This is a genomic window from Streptomyces sp. NPDC127119, assembly GCF_042677425.1.
GTDB lineage: Bacteria > Actinomycetota > Actinomycetes > Streptomycetales > Streptomycetaceae > Streptomyces.
Genome location: NZ_JBHXTO010000207.1, coordinates 1 through 11,362, shown reverse-complemented (window position 1 = coordinate 11,362; position 11,362 = coordinate 1). Strand labels below are relative to the sequence as shown.

Annotated in this window: 11 protein-coding genes and 1 tRNA gene; 6 read left to right on the top strand and 6 right to left on the bottom strand. The window is 71.0% G+C overall.

Going from position 1 to position 11,362, the window contains the following annotated elements:
- Nucleotides 1–201 precede the first annotated feature (201 nt).
- From ACFVH5_RS41575 to ACFVH5_RS41555, 5 genes are all read left to right on the top strand, one after another.
- Nucleotides 202–1,557, top strand: coding sequence for a peptidoglycan-binding protein (locus ACFVH5_RS41575; RefSeq protein ID WP_385838874.1), 1,356 nt, complete (start codon nt 202–204; stop codon nt 1,555–1,557).
- Between the two features lie 55 nt (nt 1,558–1,612).
- Nucleotides 1,613–2,866 (top strand): SPFH domain-containing protein, encoded by a 1,254-nt coding sequence (locus ACFVH5_RS41570; protein ID WP_385838873.1) that lies wholly within the window; start codon nt 1,613–1,615, stop codon nt 2,864–2,866.
- Nucleotides 2,853–3,590, top strand: coding sequence for a nucleoside/nucleotide kinase family protein (locus ACFVH5_RS41565; RefSeq protein WP_385838872.1), 738 nt, complete (start codon nt 2,853–2,855; stop codon nt 3,588–3,590). Before ACFVH5_RS41570 ends, ACFVH5_RS41565 begins: the two co-directional genes overlap by 14 nt.
- A 159-nt stretch (nt 3,591–3,749) precedes the next feature.
- Nucleotides 3,750–4,394, top strand: a complete 645-nt coding sequence (locus tag ACFVH5_RS41560) for a lytic polysaccharide monooxygenase (protein WP_385838871.1) — start codon at nt 3,750–3,752, stop codon at nt 4,392–4,394.
- A 130-nt stretch (nt 4,395–4,524) separates the two neighbouring features.
- Entirely contained in the window at nt 4,525–6,195 is a 1,671-nt protein-coding gene (locus ACFVH5_RS41555) for an AMP-binding protein (RefSeq protein ID WP_385838870.1), read from the top strand.
- Between the two features lie 85 nt (nt 6,196–6,280).
- Here the strand turns inward: ACFVH5_RS41555 and ACFVH5_RS41550 are convergent.
- The 6 genes from ACFVH5_RS41550 to ehuB all read right to left on the bottom strand — a co-directional run bounded on the left by ACFVH5_RS41550 (nt 6,281) and on the right by ehuB (nt 10,576).
- Nucleotides 6,281–6,354, bottom strand: a tRNA-Lys gene (locus tag ACFVH5_RS41550).
- 120 nt (nt 6,355–6,474) lie between these two features.
- Entirely contained in the window at nt 6,475–7,233 is a 759-nt protein-coding gene (locus ACFVH5_RS41545) for an IclR family transcriptional regulator (protein WP_384816314.1), read from the bottom strand.
- 236 nt (nt 7,234–7,469) lie between these two features.
- On the bottom strand, nt 7,470–8,288 hold the full coding sequence (gene ehuA, locus ACFVH5_RS41540) for an ectoine/hydroxyectoine ABC transporter ATP-binding protein EhuA (protein WP_384816312.1): 819 nt from the start codon (nt 8,286–8,288) through the stop codon (nt 7,470–7,472).
- A complete protein-coding gene (ehuD, locus tag ACFVH5_RS41535) occupies nt 8,278–8,928 on the bottom strand; it encodes an ectoine/hydroxyectoine ABC transporter permease subunit EhuD (protein WP_384816311.1) in 651 nt (216 codons plus the stop codon). The genes ehuA and ehuD overlap by 11 nt, the downstream gene beginning before the upstream one ends.
- A complete protein-coding gene (gene ehuC, locus ACFVH5_RS41530; protein WP_384816308.1) occupies nt 8,925–9,644 on the bottom strand; it encodes an ectoine/hydroxyectoine ABC transporter permease subunit EhuC in 720 nt (239 codons plus the stop codon). The genes ehuD and ehuC overlap by 4 nt, the downstream gene beginning before the upstream one ends.
- Nucleotides 9,641–10,576 (bottom strand): ectoine/hydroxyectoine ABC transporter substrate-binding protein EhuB, encoded by a 936-nt coding sequence (gene ehuB, locus ACFVH5_RS41525; RefSeq protein ID WP_384816306.1) that lies wholly within the window; start codon nt 10,574–10,576, stop codon nt 9,641–9,643. Before ehuB ends, ehuC begins: the two co-directional genes overlap by 4 nt.
- A 97-nt stretch (nt 10,577–10,673) precedes the next feature.
- Here ehuB and ACFVH5_RS41520 point away from each other — a divergent pair, with 97 nt between their 5' ends.
- Nucleotides 10,674–11,174 (top strand): DUF3830 family protein, encoded by a 501-nt coding sequence (locus tag ACFVH5_RS41520; RefSeq protein WP_384816303.1) that lies wholly within the window; start codon nt 10,674–10,676, stop codon nt 11,172–11,174.
- The last annotated feature ends 188 nt before the right edge of the window (nt 11,175–11,362 follow it).

Below are 11,362 nucleotides of genomic sequence, written 5' to 3'. Positions count from 1 at the left end.
GTTCCCCGCGCCCCTGGGCGGTTGGGGGCGCGGGGAACTGCGCGAGCAACCCCCACCGGCCCGCAGCCGAAATCGGATCCACTCGCAGGAGGCAGTCGATACATCATTCGGACCGTCAACATGCGGTCCGAGCAACACGTTGCGAAACTGACGAACGTGCAGAAGCGCGGAAATCTTCGACAGGACGACGACGGGAAAAGCATGACCGCTCCGGCATTCGAGGAATTCGATCCCGAGAGCGACTGCGACTGCCCCGGATGTACACACTGGCGGCGCGTACTGCCGCATTCCAGAACCGGCGGATTCGGCGGCCACCCGGCCGCGCTCTCCCCCATGGCGCTGGCCCTCGCCGCGGCCACCGGCACGGTGCTCGGCGCGGCCGGCGCCACCCCCGCCGTCGCCGCCGCGCACGCCCCGCAGCGCCCCGGCGCCCCCGCGGCCGACGACCCCGGCACTCCGCAGGGCGGCACGACCCCGCTGCACGGCCCCGGCGGTGTACCGGCCAGGATCAAGGCGCCCCAGACGACCCGGGCCGAGATCATCAACCGGGCCAGGGAGTGGGTCGCCGCGCAGGTGCCCTACAACATGGGCGCGTACTGGTCCGACGGCTACCGCCAGGACTGCTCCGGCTTCGTCTCGATGGCCTGGAACCTCGGCGGGAACGAATGGACGGGCAGCCTCGACAAGTACGGCGTCCGGGTCGCCCAGGGTGATCTCCAGCCGGGGGACATCCTGCTCTTCCACAATCCGTCCGACCCCGAGAAAGGGTCCCACGTCGTGATTTTCGGCGGCTGGACGGATTACACGCAGAGCCATTACATCGCGTACGAGCTGACGCGTCCGCACGCCCGCAGGCAGGCCACTCCTTACGCCTACTGGAGCAATTCGGACCGCTATCTCGCGTATCGCTACAAGGGGCTCAAGCCGGAGCCGGGCAAGGGCAGCACCGGCACCGGTACCGGCACGCCCGTCACCTCTCCGGCGGCGGCCGGCTATCCCGGCGCCGCCGCCTTCGGGCCCGGTGCGAACAACGCGTACGTCACCCGGCTGGGGCGGATGCTCGTCGCGCGGGGCGCGGGGAGTTTCTACACCTCGGGTCCCGGACCGCGCTGGTCGGACGCGGACCGGCGGGCGACCCGGGCGTTCCAGCAGGCGCAGGGCTGGACCGGGGCCGACGCCGACGGGCTGCCGGGGCCGACGACCTGGTCGTACCTGGTGAACGGCAAGGGCCGGGACGTCCGGGCCGCGAGCGCCGGCAGCCCCGGCACGCCCGCGAAGCCCCCGGCCGGCGGTGTCGCCCCGCACGGCGTCCCCGGCTATCCCGGCCGGGCGATGTTCCGGCCCGGCGCGGACAACGACCATGTCACCCGGCTGGGGAGGCAACTGGTGAAGAAGGGGTTCGGCACGCACTACACGCGGGGTCCGGGATCGCGCTGGGGCGAGGGCGACCGGCGCAACGTCGAGGCGTTCCAGCGCGCGCAGGGGTGGCGCGGCGGGGCGGCGGACGGCTATCCGGGTCCGGAGACCTGGCGACGGCTCTTCGCCGACGCCCCCTAGGGGGTTGTTCGACCGGCACGGCGGTTCTTCCTGGCGCGGAGGCACGGAGGCACAGATGAGTACGACGACCACTTCACACTCGCCGGAGCCCGAGGGCCCGCCCGATGCGGGCGGCCGGGACACCGGAGGACGCGACACCGGAGGACGCGACCCCGGCGGCCGGGACCCCGGCGGCCGGGAGACGGGTGGCCGCGGGGCGCGGGTCATCCACAACGAGGCGACCACCGAGATCCCGGTCCACCTGCTCTTCCGCGACGAGCCCGGACCGGTGTCCGTGGCGCTGGCGCCCGCGGTGGTCAGCCGTCGGCGGGGCACCGGCGAGCAGCCGCGGATCGCGCGGCGCACCCCCGCCCCGCTGCGGCCGAGGCCCGCACCGGAGGTCGACCCCGACCTGGTCGAGCGGCCCGCACGGGTGCTGCCGGGCCTGGCCGGAGTACTGGCGGGCGCCGTCGGTACGACCGGCTGCGTCCTGGCGTCCTGGTGGGCGGGCGTCCTGCCGTCGCTCGCCGTGGACGCGCTGGGACTGCCCGCGCACACCGGTGCCGGACTCGGCGGCCCGCAGTGGGCGGCGCTCGCGGGAGGCGGGGCGCTCGCGCTGTTCGGGTTCGGCGGGCTGGCCCGCGGCCGTACCGGGCGCGCCTGGGTGCTCGGCCTCTTCGGCCGCTACCGGGGCACGGTCCGGCGCACAGGGCTGATGTGGGTGAACCCGCTGGTGCTGCGCCGCCGGATCGACGTACGGCTGCGGCACTGGCGGAGCGAGGCGATGCCCGCGGTCGACGCGAACGGGGTCGCGCTGCGGGTCGTGGTGCTCGTCGTCTGGCGGGTGCGGGACACCGCCCGCGCCGCGCTCGGCGTCGAGGACCACCAGCTGTATCTGCGCGAGTGCGTGGAGGCGGCGCTCGCCCGGGTGCTCGCGCAGCTGCCGGCCGACCTCTCGCCGAACCCGCCCTACGGGCCGAACGCGTCGGGCGGGGCGGACGCCGCGACCCTGCGCAACACGGAGGCCGTCAGCGACTCGCTGACCCGGCTGGTGGCGGCGGAGGCGGCGGCGGTCGGTCTCCAGGTGTACTCGGCGCAGCCGCTCGGGGTGGAGTACGCGCCCGAGATCGCCGCCGTGATGCAGCGCCGCAGGATCGCGGCCCTGGACGCCCAGCACCGCGACAAGGTCCTCACCTCGGTCGTCGACTCCGTGGAGGACACGGTGACCCGGCTGACGTTGCGCGGTCTCGTCGAGCTGGACGACTACGAGCGCAAGGCCCTGGTGAAGGACCTGACGGTGGCGTTCTATACGGGGCATGGAGATCGATGACCCCCGCACCCCCGTCCCGGCCGCCGACCCCGAAGCCTCCGCCACCGGCCCCCACGACCTCACCGAACCCCCCACCCCCGCGGGTCCCCACACCCTCGACGACCTGGCCGCGGACGCCTGGAGTCTGACCGAGGGCACCCCGCGTGCCGTACTGGGCCTGGCGGGACCGCCCGGTGCCGGCAAGTCCACCCTCGCCCGCGCCCTGGTCGCGCACCTCGGCGAGGGCGCCGCCTATCTGCCGCTCGACGGTTTCCACCTCTCCAACGTCCAGCTGGAACGCCTCGGCCTGACCGCCCGCAAGGGCTCCGAGCCGAGCTTCGACGTGTGGGGGTACGTCGATCTGCTGCGCCGGGTCCTCGACGAGACGGTCCGCGACATCTACGTACCGGACTACGACCGCACGCTCCACGAGCCGGTCGCCGCGCGTCATCTGGTGCCTCCGGCCGCCCGGCTCGTCGTCACCGAGGGGAACTATCTCGCCTGCGATCTGCCGGGCTGGCGGGACGCACATGTGCTCATGGGGGAGTGCTGGTACGTGGAGACGCCGGGGGGTGTGCGGCAGGAGAGGCTGGTGGAGCGGCAGTTGGCGGGTGGGAGGGACGAGGCGCAGGCGCGGGACTGGGTGGCCACCAACGACGACCCGAACGGACAGCTGGTGGAGAAGTCGCGGGACCGGTGCCACCGGGCCCTCTCCACGATTGGTATGGACCCATCCCGCTTTTGACGTGGACTTGATATGGACACAGCCAAGTCCTGGCAATAATCTGGTACTTGGTCTAGACCTGAATCATCGCCTCATCTTCACCTTCGTCTTCACCTTCACGCATCGCGATGCGCACGCACGGCTCACGGAACTTCCCCCACGTTCTCCAGGAGCGGCAGCATGCGAGAAACTCCCCAGCCAACCCTCCGGCCAACTCCCCCGCCCCGAAAGCGGCTGAAGTGGTACGCCGCCGCCGTCGGACTCGCCACCACCGGAGCGATCGTCCTCTCCAGCGGCGGTGCCACCGGCCACGGCTACACCGACCTCCCCGTCAGCCGGCAGAAGCTCTGCCAGAACGGCGGCGTGGCCAACTGCGGTGACATCCAGTGGGAGCCCCAGAGCGTCGAGGGCCCCAAGGGCTTCCCGGCGGCCGGGCCCTCGGACGGTCAGATCTGCTCCGGGAACCACGGCAACTTCGGCGCGCTCGACAAGGCGACGACGCCCTCGGGCGGCGCCTGGCCGACCACGAAGGTCAGCGGCGGGCAGAGCTACACCTTCCGCTGGCAGTTCACGGCACGGCACTCGACGACCGACTTCAAGTACTACATCACCAAGAGCGGCTGGAACCAGAACGCTCCGCTGACGCGGTCCGCGCTGGACACCACCCCGTTCCTGACCGTCCCCTACAGCGGTCAGCCCCCGGCGACGCTCTCGCACAGCGGCACCCTGCCGTCGGGCCGGAGCGGACACCACGTGATCCTCGCGGTGTGGACGATCGCCGACACGAGCAACGCGTTCTACGCCTGCTCGGACGTCACCTTCTGAGCCACCGCACGGCCACCCCCCACGGGTAGGTTCCACGCACGCCGGCATGGAGTGACGGCGTGCGTGGAGCCGTACCGCTCCCGCTCCCACCTCTCGTCATCTGACGCTCCGTCAATTATGGTGCGCCCCCATGGGAGCCAGGAGCGTGGGCACGGGCGCGCGTACCGTCGCCGAACTCGTACAGGAGCGGTGGGGCGACCACCGGCCGGGGCTGTGGTGCGAGGAACGGGCCCTGACCCACCACGAGGTGGCCACGGGCGCGGCGGCGCGGGCCGCGCTGTTCGCCGAACTGCTGTCGCCCCGCGCGGAACCGCACATCGGCGTGCTGCTCGACAACACCCCCGAGTTCCCGCTCTGGCTGAGTGCCGCGGCCCTCGCGGGCGCGGCCGTCGCGGGGATCAACCCCACCCGCCGCGGCCCCGAACTCGCCCGCGACATCCTGCACACCGAATGCCGCGTCCTGATCACCGAGCGGACCCACCTCCCGCTCCTCGACGGCCTCGAACTCCCGGGCGTACGCGTCCTGGTGACCGACACGCAGGCGTACGAGGACCTGCTCGCGCCGTACGCGGACGCGCGCCCGGAGCCGGGACCGGCCACCCCGCGCAGCCGCTTCCTCCTCTACTTCACCTCCGGCTCGACCGGTGCGCCCAAGGCGGCGATCTGCTCGCAGGGGCGGCTCGCGGCGGCCGGGCGGTCGCTGGTCGGCCACTTCGGGGTGCGCGCGGACGACGTGCACTACATCTGCATGCCGATGTTCCACGGCAACGCGGTGATCGCCGACTGGGCACCCGCCCTCGCGGCCGGCGCGGGCGTGGCGCTGCGGCGCCGCTTCTCCGCCTCGGCCTTCCTGCCGGACGTACGGGCCTACGGGGCCACGTACTTCACCTATGTGGGACGCGCGGTCCAGTACATCCTGCAGACCCCGGCCCGCGCCGACGACCGCGACAACCCGCTGCGCACGGGCTTCGGGACGGAGGCGGGGGCGGTGGACGCGGCGGCCTTCGAGGAGCGGTTCGGGGTGCGCCTGGTGGAGGGCTACGGGTCGTCGGAGGGCGGGGCGGCGATCCAGTGGTCGCCGGGGACGCCGAAGGGCGCGACCGGACGGGCGGCACCCGGCGACGACCTCGTAGTGCTGGATCCGCGGACCCGCGCCGAGTGCCCCGCGGCGGTCTTCGGCCCCGACGGTCTGCTGCTCAACGGGCACGAGGCCATAGGCGAGCTGGTGAACCGCGGCCCCAACCCCTTCGAGGGCTACTGGCGCAACCCGGCGGCGGACGCGGCCCGGGGCAGGGACGGCTGGTACTGGACCGGCGACCTCTTCTACCGGGACGCCGAAGGATTCCTGTACTTCGCGGGCCGCACCGACGACAGGCTCCGCGTCGACAGCGAGAACCTGGCCGCCGCGGTGATCGAGAACATCCTCGCCCGCTACGAGGGCGCGGACGCCGTGGCCGTGTACGCCGTCCCCGACCCGGTGGCCGGCGACCAGGTCATGGCCACCGTGGCCGGCACCTTCGACCCGCTCGCCTTCGAGGCCTTCCTGACCGCCCAGCCGGACCTGGGCACCAAGATGACCCCGCGTTTCGTCCGGGTCCTCGACCGGATGCCGGTCACCGCCACCAACAAGATCCACCGGGCCGGACTGCGCCGCGAGGGCTTCCGCTGCCCGGACCCGGTGTGGTGGCGGCCGGAGGGGGAGCCGGGGTGCACCGGATACCGGCTGCTGGACGGGGCGGACGTCGAGGCGCTGGTGGAGCGGTACCGGGCGCGGGGGCGCGAGGAGCTGCTGTCGCGGTGAGGCGGGGCCGGGGCGGGCGGCGTGGAAGGCCGGGCAACGCAGAAGGCCCCCGCTCTCGCGGAGGCCTCCTGCTGTGGTGCTCTTGTGCGCCGCCAGGGACTCGAACCCCGGACCCGCTGATTAAGAGTCAGCTGCTCTAACCAACTGAGCTAGCGGCGCGTGACTCCCGCCGACCGCTCTCGCGGCTGGCGACAGGGAAAATACTACCCGGTCCTCAGGGGTGCTCCGGACCACCCGCGGGGCGGCGGCGGATGCCGGGGTGTCGCTCGGACGGCCTGCTCAGATGGCCAGCGAGAGGAGCAGCGGTGTCGCGCCCCGGTTCAGGGTGTCGGCGGCCTCGCGAAGCCGGTGGGCGTGCTCCACCGGGAGGGAGAGGGCGAGGCAGCCCACGGCCGAACCGGCCGTGATGGGGACCGCCGCGCAGACCGTGCCGATCGCGTACTCCTGGAGGTCGAGCACGGGCACGGTGGGTGCCTGGGCGTCGAGCCGGGACAGCAGCACCCGCTCGTTCGTGATGGTGCGCGAGGTGAGCCGGGCCATGCGGTGGCGGGAGAGGTGGTCGCGCCGGCCGTTGAGGTCGAGCTGGCCGAGCAGGCTCTTGCCGATGGCGCTGGCGTGGGCCGCGGAACGGAAGTCCACCCATTCGTTGACCGCCGGGGTGGCCGGGCCCTCCGCGCACTGGGTGACGTGGATCTCGCCGTCCACGTACCGGCTCATGTAGACGGCGGCGCCGACCGAGTCGCGCAGGCGGTCGAGGTTGCGCTGGAGCTGGACGCGCAGCGCCTCGTCCCGGTCGCGCACGGAGCCGAGCCGGCCGAAGGCCTCCCCGGTCACGTACGCCCCGTCCGCGAGCTGTTCCACGTACCCCTCGCGGCGCAGCATGCGCAGGAGGGCGGTGAGGCGTTCGGTGCCGAGGCCGGTGTGTCGGGCGAGTTCGATGTCGGTGATGCCGGTGGTGTGCCGTGCCACGGTCTCCAGGACGCGCAGGGCGTCCTGGGCCGAGTGGTACGGCGCGGTCGACTCACGCTTCAGCGCCACGGTGTTCCCCCTGCGCTTTTCGGCCCGGCGCGCGGCTCGACGTCACGCGCATCGACCCGCACATCAACGCAGCCCGGACGGCCGGGCCCCCTCCACGATAGCCGTCGGGCCGGGGGCGTGGAGGGGCTGTTGGCGGGATTGATGGCGTGATCCGATCCCCTCAACAGTGGCTCACCCGTCCGGCATATGCCACAGGCCTGAGCCGGTGACCCGGCCGGTCCGGCCGGGCCGTGGGGTCACAGCACCGCGCCGAGGAACTCCCTGGTCCTGTCGTGCTCCGGGTCGCCGAAGATCTTCTCCGGAGACCCGGACTCCAGGACCCGCCCGGAGTCGAACATCAGTACCTGGTCGGAGATGTCCCGGGCGAAGCTCATCTCGTGCGTCACGCACAGCATCGTGATGTCGGTGCTGCGGGCGATGTCCCGCAGCACGTCGAGGACGCCCACGACCAGCTCGGGGTCGAGCGCCGAGGTCACCTCGTCGAGGAGCAGCACCTGCGGCCGCATGGCCAGCGCCCGCGCGATCGCGACGCGCTGCTGCTGCCCGCCGGAGAGCTGGCTCGGATACTTGTCGATGTGCTCCGCCAGACCGACCAGGTCGAGCAGCTCGCGGGCCCGCTCCTCGGCCGCGTCCTTGGACATGCCGAGCACGGTGACCGGCGCCTCGGTGATGTTGCGCAGCACCTTCATGTTCGGGAAGAGGTTGAACTGCTGGAAGACCATCCCGATGTTCTTGCGGACCTCGCGGATGTGCTTGTCGCCGGCCGGGACCAGCTTGCCGTTCTTCTCCTCGTGGGTGAGGTAGTCGCCGCCCACCTTGATGGTGCCCTCGTCGGGCTTGAGCAGGGTCATCAGCAGCCGCAGGATCGTCGTCTTGCCGGAGCCGGACGGGCCGATCAGCGTGACGTGCTTGCCGGACGCGACGGAGAAGTCGAGGTTGTCGAGGACCGTGTTGTCGCCGAAGCGCTTGGTGACCTTGTCGAACCGGATCAGCTCGCTGCCGTCCACGGCCGGGTTGGCGGCGGACTCTTCTGTCAGGGGGGTGTCAGCGGACAAGACGTCGCTCCAGGGCTCGCATGAGGAGGGAAGCCGGATAGGAAATGAGGATGAAGGCCACGCCGATGACCGTCAGCGGCTCGGTGAACTGGAAGTTCTGCTGGGAGAACAGCCGCGCCTCACCGAGCATGTCGAGGACGGTGATCGCCATCAGCAGCGGCGTGTCCTTGAGCATCGAGATGACGTAGTTGCCCAGCGCGGGCACCACCCGGCGGATCGCCTGCGGCAGGATCACCGCGGTCCACGTCCGGGTCATGGGCAGGTTCAGTGCCGTGGCCGCTTCCCATTGGCCGGCCGGCACGCCCTCGATACCGGCCCGGTAGACCTGCATCGTGTACGTCGAGTAGTGCAGCCCGATGGCGACGACACCGGTGGTCATCGCGGAGAACGTGATGTTCCACTCGGGCAGCACGTAGAAGAGGAAGAACAGCTGGACCAGCAGCGGGGTGTTGCGGATGAACTCCGTGACGACCCCGACCGGCCAGCGCACCCAGCGGGTCGGCGTGCGCATCAGCAGCGCCCACACGAGCCCGAGGGCGAAGGAGATCAGCGAGCCGAGCACCAGGGCCTGCAGGGTGATCAGCAGGCCGTCCCAGAAGTGCGGCATGAAGTCGCCGACGGCACTCCAGTCCCATGTCATACGGCACCTCCGCCGACTCCGGTGGTCTCCGGGCGGTGCAGCTCGCCCTGGGACACACCCTTCTCAGGAACTTCGCCGACCCCGGCCTTGAGCCGCTTCTCCAGCCCGCGCATGAGCCGCGTGAGCAGGAAGGCGATCACGAAGTAGATCAGCAGGATGTACGTGTAGATCTCCGCGCTCTGCTGCAGCGCGAGCCGCACCAGGTTCCCGCTGAAGGCCAGGTCGCCCATGCCCATCACGGACACCAGGGCGGTGCCCTTGAGCAGCTCGATCAGCAGGTTGGAGAACGGCGGGATCATCTCCGGCACGGCCTGCGGCAGCAGGATCAGCCGCAGTCGCTGCCAGGGCGTGAAGCTGAGCGCGATACCGCCCTCGACCTGCGCCTTGTCGACGGAGTTGAGTGCGCCGCGCACGATCTCGGAGCCGTACGCCCCGTAGGTCAGACCCAGCGCGAGGGTGCCCGCCCACATCGGGACCAGCTGCCAGCCGAAGGCGATCGGCAGCACGAAGAACACCCAGAAGATCATGATCAGTGCCGAGGTGCCCCGGAACACCTCGGTGTAGAAGCCCGCGAGGAAGCGGACGATCCACAGCCGGTGGACGCGCGCGATGCCCACCACGAAGGAGACGGCCCCGGCCAGCAGCGCGCTGAGCACCAGCAGCTGGACCGTGACCCAGATCCCCTTGAGGACGAGTTCCCAGAGTCCCGATGTCATCCGCCGCACAACTCCTTCGCGGTCAAATCGGTCATCTCGTTCTTCGTGAAGCCGAAGGGACGCAGGATCCGCAGCAGCTCACCGCTGTCCTTCATCTTCTTCAGCTCCACGTTGAAGGCGTCCCGCAGCTTCGTCTCCGTCGGGCGGAACGCGAAGCCGCCGCCGTCCGTGTGCGGCTTGCCGTCCACGAGTGGCGCGAACGGTTCGGTCGACTCCACCTTGCTGGACTTCTTGACGACCTCGCGGGTGGTCAGCGCCGTCCCGGCGAAGACGTCGACACGGCCCGCCTCGACGGCGTTCATGCCCGCGACCTGGTCCTGGACGATCAGGATGTCGCTCTCCTTGTACCCGGCCTCGACCGCGTACTGGATCTCCGCGTATCCCGTTCCGGTCGCGAACTTCGCCCCCGATTTCACGACGTCCTTGTAGTCGCGCAGGTTCTTCGGGTTGCCCTTGCGGACGATGAAGGCGTCGAGCATCTGGTAGTCGGGGTCGGAGAAGATCACCTGGGCGCAGCGCTCGGCGTTGATGTACATCCCGGCGGCGACCACGTCGAACTGCTGGGACTTCAGACCGGGAATGAGCGAGCCGAATTCCGTCGGCACGGGCTGTACGCGCTCCACCCCCAGCCGCTTGAAGATGACCCTCGCGAGTTCCGGTGCCTCACCCGTGAGCTCGCCGTTCGTGTCGATGTAACCGAAGGGGATCTCGCCGGCGATACCGAGGCGTACGACGCCTTGTGCCTTCAGCCGGTCCAGGAGATCACCGCCGTTCTCGCCCGACGCCGTGGCCACACGGCTGCAGCCGGCGGCACCGAGCGCGCCGAACGCGCCGAGCGCCGTGACACCCGCCAGCAGTGACCGGCGGCTCGTGCCGCGGTTTCCGACGTCCGGCGAAGCTTCCTTAGAGTCGTTCCCAATTGGTGGAGCCATGGGCGCGCGGCTACCCCATGCGATGCAAATTATTCGGATTAATTTGCGCCCCCATTCCTCCGGCGGGGGTATTGACCCCGGGTGGACCATGGAACGCATGGCTGACCGTTACATCGACGTGTCCCTGTCCGAGCGCGGAGTCCACTGCACGGCGAAGCTCCTCGACGACCGCGCACCGATCACCTGCGAAGCCGTCTGGAACGCGTTGCCGCTCGGCGGTGACGTGTACCACGCCAAGTACGCCCGCAACGAGATCTACGCCCTGTTCCCTGCCTTCGCGCCGACGGAACCACCCCTGGAGAACCCGACCGTCACGCCCATCCCGGGCGACCTCTGCTACTTCTCGTTCTCCGGCACGCAACTGGGGTCGCAGGCGTACGGCTACGAGGGCGCGTCCGGCGTCCGCGCGGGCACGCCGGTGATCGACCTGGCCCTGTTCTACGAACGCAACAACCTGCTGCTCAACGGTGACGTGGGGTGGGTGCCGGGGATCGTGTGGGGCCAGGTGGTGGAGGGGCTGGAGGACATGGCTTCGGCGTGCAACGACCTGTGGCGGGCGGGCGCGCTGGGCGAATCTTTGACGTTCCGCCGCGCGTAGGTCTGGACAGATCGGGGGCACCTGCGGCCCCGGCGGGGGCTTGTCGCGCAGTTCCCCGCGCCCCTAGAAGCACGGCTTGACGCCGGAGGGTCGCCTCGGGTGCGTTGTGGCTGGCCGCGCAGTTCCCCGCGCCCCCAGAAGGCGCCTGCGGCGCCATCGGGGGCGCCCGTCAGGGGCGCGGGGAACTG